At 66.9% G+C, this 15,358-nt stretch carries 13 protein-coding genes and 1 pseudogene; 7 read left to right on the top strand and 7 right to left on the bottom strand.

The genetic code is table 11. The annotated features are described in order from the left end of the window. The first annotated feature begins 18 nt into the window (after positions 1-18). From BN4332_RS19130 to BN4332_RS19115, 4 genes are all read left to right on the top strand, one after another. Positions 19-1,356, top strand: a complete 1,338-nt coding sequence (locus tag BN4332_RS19130; RefSeq protein ID WP_435405167.1) for an acetyl-CoA C-acetyltransferase — start codon at positions 19-21, stop codon at positions 1,354-1,356. A gap of 449 nt (positions 1,357-1,805) precedes the next feature. Further along, positions 1,806-2,717 carry a TIGR03564 family F420-dependent LLM class oxidoreductase gene (locus tag BN4332_RS19125; RefSeq protein WP_066900599.1) on the top strand — a complete coding sequence of 304 codons (912 nt, stop codon included), beginning with the start codon at positions 1,806-1,808 and terminating at the stop codon, positions 2,715-2,717. A 78-nt stretch (positions 2,718-2,795) separates the two neighbouring features. After that, on the top strand, positions 2,796-4,079 hold the full coding sequence (locus BN4332_RS19120) for a sensor histidine kinase (RefSeq protein ID WP_066900713.1): 1,284 nt from the start codon (positions 2,796-2,798) through the stop codon (positions 4,077-4,079). Further along, positions 4,076-4,723 (top strand): LuxR C-terminal-related transcriptional regulator, encoded by a 648-nt coding sequence (locus BN4332_RS19115; RefSeq protein WP_066900597.1) that lies wholly within the window; start codon positions 4,076-4,078, stop codon positions 4,721-4,723. The genes BN4332_RS19120 and BN4332_RS19115 overlap by 4 nt, the downstream gene beginning before the upstream one ends. On the opposite strand, the gene BN4332_RS19110 is transcribed toward BN4332_RS19115, so the two are convergent. Both BN4332_RS19110 and BN4332_RS19105 read right to left on the bottom strand, forming a co-directional pair. Then, the gene (locus BN4332_RS19110; RefSeq protein ID WP_066900595.1) at positions 4,704-7,604 is read right to left on the bottom strand and encodes an MMPL/RND family transporter; all 2,901 of its coding nucleotides are present in this window, start codon (positions 7,602-7,604) and stop codon (positions 4,704-4,706) included. The two genes, BN4332_RS19115 and BN4332_RS19110, sit on opposite strands and share 20 nt — an antisense overlap. Beyond that, complete coding sequence (locus tag BN4332_RS19105; RefSeq protein WP_066900711.1) at positions 7,601-8,047, bottom strand: MmpS family transport accessory protein; 447 nt, start codon at positions 8,045-8,047, stop codon at positions 7,601-7,603. Before BN4332_RS19105 ends, BN4332_RS19110 begins: the two co-directional genes overlap by 4 nt. A 150-nt stretch (positions 8,048-8,197) precedes the next feature. Here BN4332_RS19105 and BN4332_RS19100 point away from each other — a divergent pair, with 150 nt between their 5' ends. Next, a complete protein-coding gene (locus BN4332_RS19100; RefSeq protein WP_066900592.1) occupies positions 8,198-8,797 on the top strand; it encodes a TetR/AcrR family transcriptional regulator in 600 nt (199 codons plus the stop codon). A 16-nt stretch (positions 8,798-8,813) separates the two neighbouring features. Here the strand turns inward: BN4332_RS19100 and BN4332_RS19095 are convergent, their stop codons facing one another. Together BN4332_RS19095 and BN4332_RS19090 are read right to left on the bottom strand one after the other, a co-directional pair. Then, entirely contained in the window at positions 8,814-9,107 is a 294-nt protein-coding gene (locus BN4332_RS19095) for a DUF3618 domain-containing protein (RefSeq protein ID WP_066900590.1), read from the bottom strand. Continuing rightward, positions 9,094-9,504 carry a phage holin family protein gene (locus BN4332_RS19090; RefSeq protein WP_066900588.1) on the bottom strand — a complete coding sequence of 137 codons (411 nt, stop codon included), beginning with the start codon at positions 9,502-9,504 and terminating at the stop codon, positions 9,094-9,096. Before BN4332_RS19090 ends, BN4332_RS19095 begins: the two co-directional genes overlap by 14 nt. Before the next feature lie 171 nt (positions 9,505-9,675). On the opposite strand from BN4332_RS19090, the gene BN4332_RS19085 reads away from it, so the two are divergent. Then, complete coding sequence (locus BN4332_RS19085; RefSeq protein WP_066900586.1) at positions 9,676-9,948, top strand: DUF4235 domain-containing protein; 273 nt, start codon at positions 9,676-9,678, stop codon at positions 9,946-9,948. 13 nt (positions 9,949-9,961) lie between these two features. On the opposite strand, the gene BN4332_RS19080 is transcribed toward BN4332_RS19085, so the two are convergent. The 3 genes and pseudogenes from BN4332_RS19080 to BN4332_RS19070 all read right to left on the bottom strand — a co-directional run bounded on the left by BN4332_RS19080 (position 9,962) and on the right by BN4332_RS19070 (position 13,976). Then, positions 9,962-10,594 carry a DUF1361 domain-containing protein gene (locus BN4332_RS19080; RefSeq protein ID WP_066900584.1) on the bottom strand — a complete coding sequence of 211 codons (633 nt, stop codon included), beginning with the start codon at positions 10,592-10,594 and terminating at the stop codon, positions 9,962-9,964. A gap of 90 nt (positions 10,595-10,684) precedes the next feature. Further along, positions 10,685-12,064 (bottom strand): annotated as a pseudogene (locus tag BN4332_RS19075) (phospholipase D family protein). 76 nt (positions 12,065-12,140) lie between these two features. After that, positions 12,141-13,976 carry an acyl-CoA dehydrogenase gene (locus BN4332_RS19070; protein ID WP_066900582.1) on the bottom strand — a complete coding sequence of 612 codons (1,836 nt, stop codon included), beginning with the start codon at positions 13,974-13,976 and terminating at the stop codon, positions 12,141-12,143. A gap of 236 nt (positions 13,977-14,212) precedes the next feature. Here BN4332_RS19070 and BN4332_RS19065 point away from each other — a divergent pair, with 236 nt between their 5' ends. Further along, on the top strand, positions 14,213-15,292 hold the full coding sequence (locus BN4332_RS19065) for an NAD(P)H-dependent amine dehydrogenase family protein (RefSeq protein WP_066900580.1): 1,080 nt from the start codon (positions 14,213-14,215) through the stop codon (positions 15,290-15,292). The last annotated feature ends 66 nt before the right edge of the window (positions 15,293-15,358 follow it).

The following is a 15,358-nucleotide window of genomic DNA, read 5'->3' as shown; positions in this document are numbered from 1 at the left end:
GTAAGAACAGTGGGTAATATGGCCCCGGACAACCCGACAGTGGAGGGCAAACAGATGGCCAACAACACGACCCGGCGACGCGTTGCCGTTTTGGGTGGCAACAGGATTCCGTTCGCGCGGTCCGACGGCGCCTATGCCAACGCCTCCAACCAGGACATGTTCACCGCCGCCCTGGACGGGCTGATCGAGCGTTTCGATCTGGCCGGTGAACGCCTCGGCGCGGTGATCGGCGGCGCGGTGCTCAAACACAGCCGCGACTTCAACCTGATGCGCGAATGCGTGCTGGGCAGCGCACTGTCGCCCTACACGCCCGCCTACGACATCCAGCAGGCCTGCGGCACCGGCCTGCAGGCCGCGACAGCGGCGGCCAACGCCATCGCGCTGGGGCAGTACGAATCGGCTGCCGCCGGTGGTGTGGATACCGCCTCCGACGCGCCCATCGCCTTCGGCAACGACCTGCGGCACGTGCTGCTCGGCCTGCGCCGCGCCAAGTCCAACCTCGACCGGCTCAAGCTGGTCGGCAAACTCCCGGCTGCCGTCGGCGTCGAGATCCCCGTCAACAGCGAGCCGCGGACCGGCAAGTCGATGGGCGAGCACGCCGCGGTCACCGCCAAGGAAATGGGCATCAAGCGCGTCGACCAGGACGAACTGGCCGCCGCGAGCCACCGCAACATGGCCGCGGCCTACGACAGCGGCTTCTTCGACGATCTGGTCACGCCGTTCCTCGGCCTCTACCGCGACAACAACCTGCGCGCCGATTCGACGCCGGAGAAGCTGGCCAAGCTCAAGCCGGTGTTCGGCGTCAAGGCCGGCGACGCGACGATGACCGCGGGCAACTCGACCCCATTGACCGACGGCGCCTCGGTGGCGCTGCTGGCCAGCGAGGATTGGGCCGCGGCGCATGGTCACGAGCCGCTGGCCTACTTCGTCGACTCGGAGACGGCGGCCGTGGATTACGTCAACGGGCCCGACGGCCTGCTGATGGCGCCCACCTATGCGGTGCCGCGGTTGCTCGCCCGCAACGGGCTGACGCTGCAGGATTTCGACTTCTACGAGATCCACGAGGCATTCGCCTCGGTGGTACTGGCCACCCTGGCGGCCTGGGATTCCGACGAGTACTGCAAGGAACGGCTCGGGCTGGACAAGGCCCTCGGCACGATCGATCGCTCCAAGCTCAACGTCAACGGCTCCTCGCTCGCGGCCGGTCATCCGTTCGCGGCCACGGGCGGCCGCATCGTGGCCCAGCTCGCCAAGCAGCTGGCCGAGAAGAAGAAGCAGACCGGTCAGCCGGTCCGCGGGCTCATCTCGATCTGTGCGGCGGGTGGGCAGGGCGTCGCGGCGATTTTGGAGGCGTAGCTTGCGGAGCCCGACCGTTGGACCGGAGGCGTAGCTTGCGGAGCCCGACCGTTGGACCGGCGGCTTGAGCCCGGCTGACCAGGCCGGACTGTCGCCGAGAAAACATCCGAAAAGTTTGTTTCGCGGATGTGTAACGGGGGCGGCCTAGAGGTCGATACACGGGTAGCTCCGTGTTGCCGTCTGACCCCCCGACCCGACGGCAACACGGGGCGACCCTAAGCTCTGAACCAGTCCTGAAATTCTGGTGAAATTCGGCCGTATTTTTCTCTGGTTTGAGGGGTGCCCGAGGCGTACGATCGACCCTACGACGGGTTCGGGAGTGACTGATCCAAAGAGTCGGTACAGGGGTGAAAGACCGACTGCGTGAGTCGAATTGAGACGCCCCCAAGTGTCCTCCCGAACCCGCCCTTTTTTGCCCGTTCGGGCTTTCGGCCACCTACCGTGGGGCCATGCAGATCAGCATTCTCGCTTCCCTCAGTGACACCGGCGGCCGCTCTCCGATCGACGCCACCGTGGAGACCCTGGCGCAACTGCGCGGCGAGGGTTTCCGGCGCGTCTGGATGACGCAGATGCCCTACGAACCCGATCTGCTGACCGTGCTGGCGGTGGCGTTCCGCGAGGTCGACGACATCGAGGTGGGCACCGGTGTCATCCCGATCCAGAACCAGCATCCGATGCTGCTGGCGCAGCGCGCACTCACGCTCAGCCTGATCAGCGGCGGCCGATTCCTGCTCGGTCTCGGCATGACGCACGCGGCGGTTACCGAGGGCATGTGGGGGATCCCGTGGGACAAGCCGGTGCGACGACTGCGTGAGTACCTGGACGGACTGCAGCCACTGCTGGCCGGTGAGGCTGCCGACGCACCCGGAGAGACCGTCACCACCCGCGGTGCACTGCAGATCGCGGGGGCATCGGCGCCCGACATCTACATCGCCGCGCTGGGGCCGCAACTGCTCAAGCTCGCAGGCCGCCGGACCGCCGGGACCGTGACCTGGATGACCGGCCCGACCACGTTGGCCGAGCATGTTGGCCCCACATTGCGGGAAGCCGCGGGGGATCGTCCGGTACGGGTGGTCGCCGCGCTGCCGGTTACCGTCACCGATGATGTGGAGGGCGCCCGCGCCCAGGCCGCCAAACAGTTCGCGATGTACGGGCACCTGCCGTCCTACCGGGCGATGCTGGACCGGGAGGGCTACGCCGGTCCCGAGGACGCCGCGATCATCGGGGACGAAAGCACCGTGGCAGAACGTATTCGGTCTCTCGGCGCGGTCGGTGTCGACGAGTACGTCGGGGTGGTATTCGATGCGTCGGCCGAGAATCGGGCCCGCACCAGGGCGCTGTTGCGCTCCCTCGATGGCTGACGGTGTGGGTGGCCACACCCCACATCGGCCGGACAGCACCATCGCCTGTTGCCCGCCACATCCGGCAACGTGGTGACCGTGACTACCACTGCGACCGTCCCCGCCTCGGTACGTGCCGACCGGAGTCGAACCCTGCGTACCCCGTTCACCTCGGCGGCCTGGCGCGGCTATCTGTACTTTCTGCTCGTCAGTGTGCTGGCGGTAGTTGGCGTGGTGTACCTGTTCGTGACCGGGCTGACCTCCGGGGTGCTGCTGGTCACCCTGGTCGGCATTCCGTTGCTGGCCCTCGTGGTGCTGTCGGGTCGCTGGTGGAACGCGCTGTACCGGGCACTGGCCCGCCTGGTCGGCGTCGTCATCGAACCACCGGCCCCGTTCGTCCGGCGGGCCAGTTGGCCGAATACCCTCGCCGCGGCGCTGACCGACGCCGTCGGCTGGCGCAGTCTGGGGTTTCTACTGCTGCAGAGCATCGTGATGACGCCGCTCGGATACGGGATCGTGATCGGTGTCTTGATCTCGGTGGTGCTGACCGTCTCGCCGGTGCTCTGGGCCGCCGGGATCACGACCGTCAGCTTCGATGAACCCGTGGACTCGCTCGGCGCGTACCTGCTGCTGGCGTTGGGCGGGTTGATCGGCGTGTACCTGTTGGCGTGGGCCATGCTCGGGATCGGGCGTGCCCATCTCTGGTTGGCCGCAGCCCTGCTGGCACCGACCGACCGCGAACGCAGGGTCGGTGAACTGGAGCGGGCCCGTGCCGATGTGGTCGACGATTCTGCGGTGACGCTGCGCCGCGTGGAGCGCGACCTGCACGACGGAACCCAGGCCCGGTTGATCGCCGTGGCGATGACGCTGGCCCGCGCCGAGGAGCAGTTGGCCGATCCTGACCAGGCCGACCGGGCCCGGCGACTGGTCTCGGACGCCCTCGCCAACACCAAGGACACCCTGGCCGAACTACGCGATCTGGTGCGTGGGATCCGGCCTCCGGCATTGGATCTGGGGCTGGTGCCGGCCGTGCAGACGCTGGTGGCCCGTAACCCCGTCCCGGTCGAACTGGTCGACGACATCAGCGTGCGGCCCTCGTTGGGGGTGGAGACACTGGCCTATTTCTGCGTCGCCGAGCTGCTGGCGAACGTGTCCCGGCATTCGGGTGCCACGGAGGCCACGGTGCGGCTGCACAGCGATCCTGACGAACTGCGGATCATGGTCAACGACAACGGTTCCGGCGGTGTGGATCCGGCCAACGGCTCGGGGCTGACGGGGTTGGCGGATCGGCTGCGGATGGTCGACGGCCATCTGGACATCGACAGCCCGGCCGGTGGCCCCACCACGGTCACCGTGGTCGTCCCGGCGGGGGCGCCGCGGTGACCCGGTTGGCGATCGCCGAGGACAACGCCATCTTGCGCGACGGGCTCACTCAGTTGCTGATCGAGCGCGGGCACGAGGTGGTGGCCAAGGTGGGCACCGCCGACCAGGTGCGGGAGATCGCCGAGACACTGCGCCCTGAGGTCTTCGTGATCGACATCCGGATGCCGCCGACGTTCACCGACGAGGGCCTGATCGCGGCGGTGTCGTTGCGCCGATCGCACCCTGAGGTGGGTGTGCTGGTGTTCTCGCAGTGGGTCGAGACCCGTTATGCCACCGAGTTGTTGGCCGGGAACCCGGAAGGGGTGGGATATCTGCTCAAGGACCGGGTGGCCGATATCGGCGAGTTCGACGCCGCGGTGCGGCGGGTCGCGGCCGGCGGCACCGCACTCGATCCGGAGGTGGTGCGCCAGCTGATGGGGACCCGGCGCAGCGGCGATGCGCTGGCCCGGCTGACGCCCCGGGAACGCGAGGTGCTCGCCCTGATGGCCGAGGGGCATTCCAACAGTGCTCTGGCCGAACACCTTTCGATTTCGGAGCGGGCCGTGGAGAAACACATCGGCGGCATCTTCACCAAGCTCGATCTACCGCCGTCAGGCGCGCACCACCGCCGCGTGCTGGCGGTGGTCACATACCTGAACTCCTAGGCCCGGGCTCTGGCTCGAGCAGTTCGCGAACCGAGGTGCGTGACCCGTACGGACGCAACATCCGGCTGGCGGGCCGGGGGCGCACGATCTGTGGCCACCAGAACCACCGGCCGAGCAGTGCGGCGATCGACGGTGTCATGAACGATCGGACGATCAACGTGTCGAAGAGCAGGCCGAGGCCGATGGTGGTGCCGATCTGGCCGAGGACGATGAGATCGCTGAAGATGAACGACGACATCGTGGCGGCGAACACCAGCCCGGCGGCGGTCACCACCTTGCCGGTGCCGGCCATGGCGCGGATCACGCCGGTTTTCAGCCCGGCGTCGATCTCCTCCTGGAACCGCGATATCAACAACAGGTTGTAGTCGGCGCCGACCGCCAGCAGCAGGATGATGGCCAGCGCCAGCACGATCCAGTACAGCGGTATTCCGAAGATGTACTGCCACACCAGGACCGACAGGCCGAAGGACGCGCCCAACGACAGCGCCACTGTGCCGACGATGACGAACGCGGCGACCAGACTGCGGGTGATGAACATCATGATGAGCAGGATCAGCGCCATCGCGGCCAGCGCGGCGATGATCAGGTCGTACTTGGCGCCGTCCTGAATATCCTTGTACGCCGAGGCGGTTCCGGCGACGAAGATCTTGGCGTCGGACAGCGGGGTGGCCTTGATCGCGTCGAACGCGGAGTCCCTGATCGCGTCGATGTGCGAGATGCCTTCGGGTGTGGCGGGATTGCCCTCATGAGTGATGATCATGCGGGCGGCCTTGCCGTCGGGGGAGAGGAACAGCTTCAGGCCGCGCTTGAAGTCGGGATTGTCGAACGCTTCCGGTGGTAGGTAGAACGAGTCGTCGTTCTTGGCGGAGTCGAACGCCTGCCCCATCGCGGTCGCGTTGCGCAGCGCCTCCTCGGACTGGGCGTTGGTGCCCGCGGTGGTGGCGTAGTTGGACAGGGTCAGATCGCGGTTGCGCTCCTGGATGGCGATCTGCGGTGGCAACAACGCCAGGAGTTGTGGTTGCAGCGCGTCGAGCTTGTCCAGACTCGCGGTGATCTGCCCGAATTGATCGCTGAGCTTGTCGATCCCGTCGAGGGCGTCGAACACCGAGCGGAACGCCGCACACATCGGGATGTCGAAGCAGTGTGGCTCCCAGTAGAAGTAGTTGCGAATCGGCCGGAACTGATCGTCGAAATCGGCGATCTTGTCGCGCAACTCGTTCACGATCGCCACGGTGTCGTGGAACGCCTGCGTCTGCTCGTGGGTGGCGGCAGCACTGGCCTGTTGTAGCGCGACCTGTTGCTTGAGGATGTTGATGGTGTTGGAGATCTCGTTGGCCTGTTTGAGCAGATCGGCCGCGCGATCCTGCTGATAGCCCAGATTCATGATCTGGCTGGCGCTTTGCGCGCTGATCTGAAATGGGATCGAGCTGTGCTTGATCGGGGTGCCCAGCGGTCGGGTGATCGACTGCACCAGGGACACGCCGCGAGTGTGCAGTACGGCCTTGGCGATACGTTCGAGCACCAGCATGTCCGCGGGGTTGCGCATGTCGTGATCGGTTTCGACCATCAACAGCTCGGGGTTGAGCCTGGCCTCCGAGAAGTGGCGTGAGGCGGCCTCGTAGCCGACGTTCGCCGGCGCTGATTCGGGTAGGTAGGGCCGGCCGTCGTAACTGGTCTCGTACCCCGGCAGGGCGAGCAGGCCGATCAGTGCGATCGCACACGACACCACCAGGATCGGCCCGGGCCAGCGGACGATGGCGGTGCCGATGCGCCGCCAGTTCTGCGCCCGCACTTTGCGTTTCGGTTCCAACAGGCCGAACCGGGTGCAGATGGTCAGCACGGCGGGGCCCAGCGTCAGCGCCGCCGCCAGCGTCACGAGCACGCCGAGGGCGGCCGGTATGCCCAACGTCTGGAAGTAGGGCAGGCGGGTGAAGTGCAGGCAGGCCACCGCGCCGGCGATGGTCAGCCCGGAGCCGACGATCACGTGCACCGTGCCGCGAAACATGTCGTGATAGGCGGCTTCTCGGTCCATCCCTTTGCCGCGGGCCTCGTGGTAGCGGCCGACGATGAAGATGGCGTAGTCGGTGCCGGCGGCGATCGCCAGCAGGGTGAGCAGGTTCGTCGAGTAGGTGGACAGGCCGATGATCCCCGAATGCGCCAGTGCGGAGACCACACCGCGGGCGGCGGCCAGCTCGATCAGAACGACGACGAGCATGATCAGCATGGTGAGTATGGAGCGGTAGACGGCCAGCAGCATCACCGCGATCACCGCGAAGGTCAGGAGGGTCACCTTCTCGGTGCCTTCGCTGCCCACCTCGAAGTTGTCGGTGATCAGCGGCGCCGCGCCGGTGACATAGGCCTTCACCCCGGGCGGTGGGGGAATGCTGGCCACGATGTCTCGCACGGCGTTGACGGACTGGTTGGACAACGCCTCGCCCTGGTTGCCGGCCAGGTACACCTGCACCAGCGCCGCCTTGCCGTCCTTGCTCTGCGAACCGCCCGCGGTCAGCGGATCGCCCCAGAAGTCCTGAATGTGCTCGACGTGCTTGGTGTCCTCGGCCAGTCGCTGAACCAGGGTGTCGTAGAAGCGGTGGGCTTCGTCGCCCAGCGGCTGGTCGCCTTCGAGCACGATCATGGCCGCGCTGTCGGAGTCGAACTCGTCGAAGACCTGGCCGATGTGGCGCATCGCCTGGGTCGACGGCGCATCGGGCGCGTTCAATCCGACCGAGCGCTCCGCACCGACGACCTCGAGCTGAGGCACGAAGATGTTCGTCAGGGCGGCGACGGCGACCCAGATCAGCAGGATCGGCACGGCAAGCACCCGGATGGTGCGGGCGGTCCGCGAACCGGCGACCGCGTCGCCGGTGTGTTGGCCGGTCATGCGGACTTGTCCAGACAGGCGATGTAGCCGTTCACGTTGTCGGTGGACCTTTCGTCCTTGACCAGACCATTGACGGTGATGCGGCAGCCGATGTAATCGCCGTCGCCCTGGGCCCTGAGATCGGCGAACAGCGTCGGGTCATCGGTGACCAGCAGCTGTGACCACGGCAGGGCGACATCCTCGGCCCGTTGGGGTTGGGCGTCGATGTCGAGGTAGTTGATGGTGGCGGTCGAGCCCGGTGGCCCGAACACCTCGAAGAGGACCCGCTTGGGGTTGTAGCCGGTGTTCTCCAGGGTGTCGGCACTCGGGCGCGACACCTGATTGTCGGAACCGAATATGCCGTGCAGCCGGTCGACGGTGAAGGCCACGACAGCCACCACGATGACGGCCACGATCACCGTCCAGCGCCGCCTGATCAGGCTGCCAACCGAGATCCCCTGCATCTCAGAGCCTTTCGAGAACAAGCACACCACACGCCATCGGCGAGAGTCTTCGGCCGTTCCAAGCACCTGATCGGTACCGTACGGTACAGTTTCGAATAGGGCAAGGCCTGCGCACGGCGGCGACGGCGTCCCGGATTCGAAAGGTTCTCAGTGACTTCCACTTCAGCAGCTGCGGCACACGATATTTCGGCCTCGCCATGGACCGAGCGTGAGTCGGAGTTGCTGGCGGTGACGCTGCGGTTGTTGCAGCAGCACGGCTACGACCGATTGACCGTGGAGGCCGTGGCGACCGAGGCCAAATCCAGCAAGGCCACCATCTACCGCCGGTGGCCGTCGAAGACCGAGCTGGTCCTGGCGGCGTTCATCGAGGGCACGCGGGTGCAGCTGGTTCCGCCCCGGACCGGATCGCTGCGCACCGATCTGCTGCGTATCGGTGCCTCGGTGTGCGAGCAGGCGCGCACGCACGCCAGCACCATGACCGCGATCATGAGCGAGATCGCGCACAGTCCGGAATTGAGTGCGGCGCTGCAGAATCAGTTCGTTCTCCAACGCAAGAAGTTGATGACCGAGATCCTGACCGACGCCGTCAACCGGGGCGAGATCGACGCAGCAGCCATTCACCCGGAGCTCTGGGATGTGCTGCCGGGCTATTTGGTGTTCCGGTCGCTGATACCGGGGCGCCCGCCCAGCGAGGACACGGTTCAGGCGTTGGTGGACGACGTCTTGATGCCGAGCCTGACCCGGCTCTGACCGCGGGCGCCCGCCATCAGCGGCGGCGCCACCACCAGAGCAGGCCGATCACCGCGATGACGCCGATCACCGCCGCCGCCGGAATGGCCGGTTTCGATTTCGCCGCGTCCGTGGCGGCGTGGGCCCGGTCGACGACGGCCTCTCTGGTTTCGGCCGCCTTGTCCTGCGCACGGCCCTTGACGTCGAGTTTGTCGGACAGCGCGGCGACGGTCTCGCCGAGCTCGCTGCGGGTCTTGTCGATATCGGACTGAAGCTCGTCGATTCCGGCGTCCGGTCCCGGTTCCGGGGGAAGACGGTCAGCGGTGGCCATGTCGTGCCTCCTTGAGCTCGTCGAGGTCGTGCTTGAGGCTGTCTGCCGACTCGGCGGCCGGCGGCGGGACCTGCCGGACCTGGCTGCGGCTGATTAGTGCGGCCACTCCGGCCGCGACGAACAACACCGCGGCGACGATGATCGCGGCGGCCCAGACCGGCAGGGCCAGGGAGATCGCGGCGACCGCGGCGGCGATGGCCGTCATGAGCCCCAGCACCGCCAGCAGGCCGGCGGCACTGATCAGCCCGGCGCCGATGCCGGCGTGGCGCGCGGACTCCTGAAACTCTCGCTGCGCCAACCGCACCTCGTCACGCACCAGCCGGGTCGTCTGTTCCGACAGCTGACCGAGGAGTTGAACGGTGGACGCTTCGCTCGTGGGTTTTGGTTGGGTAGTCATCGATGGGCCTTTCCCCAGGCGTACTACTACTCCCACAGCAGTGCCCGACGCGTGGCCTGGCGAAACCTTCGAGCGGCCGGTTTCCCCGTTACAACCGTCCGGATCGGGGTATCCGCAAGTGTCAGCCCGACAACCGCTTCCGTCGGGCGGTCGCCGATGCGAGGAGGACCCGTGAGCCGACGCTCCAAGGTGTTGTACATGCCGCTGTCGATGGCGGCGAGTGTGGGCGGAGGGCTGCTGGCCAGCGCGGTGTTCACCCAGATCTGGAAGCGCATCGACGAACCCAACCTGGAGCCGCCCGACCCCAAGGATCTCGACCGCTCCGCGGCCAAGGCACTGACGGCGGCGGCCATCCAAGGGTTGGTGTTCGGCCTGGTGCGCGCCGCCGTCGATCGGGCGAGCGCCAAGGGTTACCAGGCCCTGACCGACGAATCTCCGGTCTGAGCGACCAGGTCCGTCAACGTAATCCGCGTATCGCCCAGATCGTCAGATAGGCCAACCCGAAGAACGCCGCGACGGCGATCGCGACACCCGTCGACTGCACGTAGGCAAGTGGTGAGCGCACCCATTCGAACGTCGCCGCCACCACCGCGTCGGGGCGCGTCACCAGATCCCAGGAGTTCCACCGCTGGAACCGGCCGATCACCACCCCGACCGCGCACAACGCCACGGACAGCACGACGGCCAACCAGCCCCAGAACCGGCCGAATTCGTCGTCCAGGCGCTGGTGTACCAGCAGCAGCGATACGACCCCGAGCAGGATGCCCGTCCACGCGGCGAACCCGTACTGCAGCACGTGCCGCCACAGTTCGTAGCCCTCGCCGAGGTGGACCAGGTCGGTGACCAGATAGGGCGCATTCGGCAGGAAGGCCAGCCAGCCCAGGCCCAGTGGCAGCAGCCACAGCCGGCGTTCCACCAGATCGACGGCGATCGCGAAGATCATCGGGATCCAGGCCAGAAACAGATTCCACACCAGAAACTTGGTCGGATACGACATCGGGGCGGCCGGGTCGGTGATGCCCAGCGCGAGGGTCAACGCCGTCGTCGCCATCAGGGAGACGACCAGCAGGATGCCGCGGGCTTCGGTCATGGGTTCAGTTTGTCATCCGCCGAATGTCGGCTTGTGTCCCATATTTCGGCCGAACTTGGGACACAACCCAACGTTGGGCGCTGGTCAGGGCTACCAGCGCTGGTGCAGCCGGTCGCGGTACGAACGCCCGTCGGGGTCGTAGACGGCGCGGTACACCGGTTTGGCCCACGCCCGGGTGAGCCGGCCGAGGCGCTCGGGTTGATGCGGCCGGAGGCGCCCGGGCGGGCGCGGGCCGNCTGAAGTTGTCGCTGCCCACGCAGGCCCAGACGTCGTCGACCACACACACTTTCGCATGGACGTAAACCGGTGTCCCCATGTCGTTTTCGATGTCGAAGATATGTACCCGCCGTGGGTCGGCGGCGCGGCATGTCTCGATGGCCTGCTGGCGGCCCACCTGGTTGGGCGGCAGGGCCAAGCGGCCATCGACGTCGGGGTGTCGCGGCACTACCGCGATCAGGTGCAGGTCAGGGTTGTTCGCCAACGCGTCGGCGAACAACTGCGAAACCTGTTTGGACCACAAGTACTGGTCTTCGAGGTAGATCAGGCTCGTGGCCCGCTGCACGGCTTTCGTGTAGCCACGTGCCACGCTGCGCTCGCCGCGCGGGGCAAACGCGTACTCGAAGTGGGCATCGGGATAGGTCCGCAGGACTTGCACCGCCTGTCGGCCGCACGGTGCGGGATCGGGCGGCTGCGGCGGCAATGTGCCTGCGCTCAGGTCGGCACGGCGCAGCTTGTCGGTGATCCAGGCGATCGGCGACAGCATGTCCAATGGTGCCGGGTCGGTCCAGCGCTCCCGGAACGTGAAGTCCAGGGCGCCGACCGCCGGTCCTTGGATGCGTAGCTGGATGTCGTGCCACGGCGGGTGTTCGCCGTACTGGCGGGGCCCCCCCCACGGCCGTTGGGGCCCCCGGTGGGGGCGGGCGCGGCGGNGTCACCGTGATGGCCGGCGTCGTCGCGACGCGAGTGGCACAGGTCGATACCGCCGGCGAACGCGACGTCGCGTTCGGATGCGCCGGGATGGCGTAGCACGACGAGCTTTTGGTGATGGGAGCCGCCGATGCGCACCCGTTGGTCGAGCAACACCTCCCCGCCTGCCGCCTCGATCACGTCACCGAGATGCCGGTTCTCCTCCTCGCTGTAGGCGAAGCGGTCCAGGTGCGAGCGCCACATCAGGCCCTTGACGACGACGCCACGTTCTGCGGCCTCGCAGAACAGTTCGGCGATGGTGGGTCCGTCGTCGCGCATCCGCTCGTCGGGATCGCCGCGCCAGTCGGTGAAGAACAGCTGGTCGCCTCGGCGCATCTCGGCCACGTCGGCGGCCAGCCGGTCGAAGTAGGTCGCGCCGTGGATCAGCGGTTCGACCCGGTTACCGGTACACCAGTCCGGCAACGAGGTGTCCGGATTGTCGCGTTCCTCCGTGGTGAGGAACCAATTCGTCAACTCGTCGGGCACCGTCCGGGAGTACCCCATGGCGGTCGCGTCTGCACCCGGTGCATCAAAAGCAAACGCCCCCGGGATGACCCGGGGGCGTTTGACTGCGCGATTCTTAGAACGCGGCCTCGTCGAGCTCCATCACCTCGTTGTCGATGGTCTCGATGACCTGACGGGTGCTGGTGAGCAGCGGCAGCATGTTCTTGGCGAAGAACGATGCGGCGCCGATCTTGCCCTCGAGGTAGGCACGGTCCTCACCGGTGGCGCCGGCGTCGAGCTTCTCGATCGCCACCGCGGCCTGGCGGGCCAGCAGCCAGCCGAGCAGCAGGTCGCCGACCGACAGCAGGAAGCGCACCGAACCGAGGCCGACCTTGTAGATGCTCGCGGCATCTTCCTGCGCGGCCATCAGGTAGCCGGTCAGGGTCGCGGCCATGCCCTGGACATCCTCCAGCGCGGTGGCCAGCAGGGCCCGCTCGGTCTTCAGCCGGCCGTTGCCCGACTCGTTCTTGATGAACTGCTCGATCTCGCCGGCCACGAACGCCAGGGCCTGGCCCTTGTCGCGGACGATCTTGCGGAAGAAGAAGTCCTGCGCCTGGATGGCGGTGGTGCCCTCGTACAGCGAGTCGATCTTGGCGTCGCGGATGTACTGCTCGATCGGGTAGTCCTGCAGGAAGCCGGAACCGCCCAGGGTCTGCAGGCTCTCGGTCAGCTTGGCGTAGGCCTGCTCCGAGCCGAAGCCCTTGACCACCGGCAGCAGCAGGTCGTTGACCTTGTGCGCCAGCTCGCCGTCGACGCCGTGCAGCGCCTTGGCGACGTCCTTGTCCTGGAAGGTCGCGGTGTACAGGTACAGCGCGCGCATGCCCTCGGCGTAGGACTTCTGGGTCATCAGGCTGCGACGGACGTCGGGGTGATGGGTGATGGTGACGCGCGGGGCGGTCTTGTCCATCATCTGGGTCAGGTCGGCACCCTGCACGCGCTCCTTGGCGTACTCCAGAGCGTTGAGGTAACCGGTCGACAGGGTGGCGATGGCCTTGGTGCCCACCATCATTCGAGCCTGCTCGATGACGTCGAACATCTGCGCGATGCCGTTGTGCACCTCGCCGACCAGCCAGCCCTTGGCGGGCTTGTCGTGCTGGCCGAAGGTCAGCTCACAGGTGGCCGAAACCTTGAGGCCCATCTTGTGCTCGACGTTGGTGACGTAGACGCCGTTGCGCTCGCCCAGCTCGCCGGTCTCGAAGTCGAACAGGAACTTCGGTACGAAGAACAGCGACAGACCCTTGGTGCCCGGGCCTGCGCCCTCGGGGCGGGCCAGCACCAGGTGGAAGATGTTCTCGAACAGGTCATCGGAGTCGGCGGAGGTGATGAACCGCTTCACGCCGTCGATGTGCCAGGAGCCGTCGTCCTGCTTGACCGCCTTGGTGCGGCCGGCGCCGACGTCAGAACCGGCGTCGGGCTCGGTGAGCACCATGGTGGCGCCCCAGCCGCGCTCGGAGGCCAACACGGCCCACTTCTTCTGCTCTTCGGTGGCGTTGTCGTAGAAGATCTGCGCGAAGGCGGCACCGCCGGCGTACATCCACACGGCGGGGTTGGCGCCGAGGATGTGCTCGTTGAGCGCCCACAGCAGCGCCTTGGGGGCGGGCACGCCACCGAGCTCTTCGTAGAGGCCGACCTTGTCCCAGCCGCCGTCGATCGCCGCGCGCACCGACTTCTTGAAGGGCTCGGGCAGGGTGACGGTGTGGGTCTTGGGGTCGAACACCGGCGGGTTGCGGTCACCGTCGGCGAACGAGTCGCCGATCGGGCCCTCGGCCAGGCGAGCCATTTCGCTGAGCATCTCGCGGGCGGTGTCGGCATCCAGGTCGCTGTAGTCGCCGGTCCCCAGGGCCTTGTCGAGGCCGAAGACGTCGAACAGGTTAAAGACCTGGTCACGGACATTGCTCTTGTAGTGGCTCACTTTTCCTCCTCGTGAGAATGCCACTTGAGGTTGGGTACTCCGGATAAGTTACCCACCAGTAACTGCGGCCAACTATACCGTTCAGTAACTTCAACGCAAAGAAACTCTGAGCAATTTCTGATGGCTAACCAACCCAGTGGTTGATCGGACTTTGTACCTTGCCTCAGAAAATCGCTTGACCTGCGGGTTTCGCTCAATGTGACGATCCTCACGAATATGCCCACTAAGGTGGGCGGATGCGTCGAATCGCGGTGTGGGGCACCGGAAACATGGGTTCGACGGCAATCAGATCGGCCACGGGGTTTCCGGGCCTGCAACTGGCTGCCGTCATCACGTCATCACCTGATAAGGCCGGCCTCGATGCCGCGACCTTCGCCAAGCTCGACACCCCGACCGGTGTCGCCGCGACCACCGACGTCGCCGCCGCACTCGCACAGTGCGACGCCGTGGCCTACATGTCCTCCGGCGACATCCGGCCGGAGGAGGCGCTCGCCGAGATCGAGCGGTGCCTGCGCGCCGGCAAACAGGTGGTGACCCCGTCGCTGTACTCGCTGTACGACCCGGCCTCGGCGCCCGCCGAGTGGGTCGAGCGGCTCACCGAAGCCGCGGCCGCCGGCAACTCCGCGCTGCTGGTCAGCGGCGTCGACCCCGGCTGGGGTAACGACGCACTGGCGGTCATCGCCGCCGGGCTGTGCACCCGGATCAAGACCATCCGGTGTCAGGAGATCTTCGACTACTCCACCTATAACCAGCCGCATTCGGTGCGGGTGCTCTGCGGCTTCGGCGGGTCGATGGACGAGACGCCGATGATGCTGCTGCCCTCGATCCCGACCATGGTGTGGGGCGGCAACGTCCGGCTCATCGGCCGTGGGCTGGGTCTGGAGATCGACGACATCACCGAAACGGTGGAGCGGCTGCCGCTCACTGAGTCCGTCGACAACGTCATGGGCCGGTTCGAGGCAGGCACGCAGGGCGCCTTCCGGCTCCAGGTCATCGGCTGGGCCGGTGGCGTCGAGCGGGTCATCATCGAACACATCACCCGTATCGACCCGTCCTGCGCCCCGGACTGGCCCAAGCCGGACGAAGGCGTCGGCGACCATCGCGTGATCGTCGACGGTGACCCGCAGCTGAACATCGTGGTCCGCGCCGACGTGCCGGGCGGCACCCGCGCCGACGGCGGCAACACCACCGCCGCCAACCGGCTGCTCGGCGCGATCGACTGGCTGGCCACCCAGAAGCCCGGCATCTACGACGGCCTCGACGTGCCGCTGCACCCGCCACTGCCCGCCGAGGTCGAGGCCACCCGCTGGGTCTGACCTTCACCCAAGAAAGCCGAGCGGCCAGTTATCACACGCGAAACGCGAAAAGGCGTGTCACAACTG

Source organism: Mycolicibacterium houstonense (assembly GCF_900078665.2).
GTDB lineage: Bacteria > Actinomycetota > Actinomycetes > Mycobacteriales > Mycobacteriaceae > Mycobacterium > Mycobacterium houstonense.
This window is presented reverse-complemented; position numbering and strand designations above follow the sequence as displayed.

What these genes read in the sequence shown, in the direction of transcription:
- BN4332_RS19095 (WP_066900590.1), bottom strand. Translation starts at nt 9,107, where the DNA reads ATGGCCACCGCTGACCGTCTTCCCCCGGAACCGGGACCGGACGCCGGA.
- BN4332_RS19065 (WP_066900580.1), top strand. Translation starts at nt 14,213, where the DNA reads ATGCGTCGAATCGCGGTGTGGGGCACCGGAAACATGGGTTCGACGGCA.
- BN4332_RS19110 (WP_066900595.1), bottom strand. Translation starts at nt 7,604, where the DNA reads ATGACCGGCCAACACACCGGCGACGCGGTCGCCGGTTCGCGGACCGCC.
- BN4332_RS19080 (WP_066900584.1), bottom strand. Translation starts at nt 10,594, where the DNA reads ATGACCGAAGCCCGCGGCATCCTGCTGGTCGTCTCCCTGATGGCGACG.
- BN4332_RS19090 (WP_066900588.1), bottom strand. Translation starts at nt 9,504, where the DNA reads ATGACTACCCAACCAAAACCCACGAGCGAAGCGTCCACCGTTCAACTC.
- BN4332_RS19125 (WP_066900599.1), top strand. Translation starts at nt 1,806, where the DNA reads ATGCAGATCAGCATTCTCGCTTCCCTCAGTGACACCGGCGGCCGCTCT.
- BN4332_RS19130 (WP_435405167.1), top strand. Translation starts at nt 19, where the DNA reads ATGGCCCCGGACAACCCGACAGTGGAGGGCAAACAGATGGCCAACAAC.
- BN4332_RS19105 (WP_066900711.1), bottom strand. Translation starts at nt 8,047, where the DNA reads ATGCAGGGGATCTCGGTTGGCAGCCTGATCAGGCGGCGCTGGACGGTG.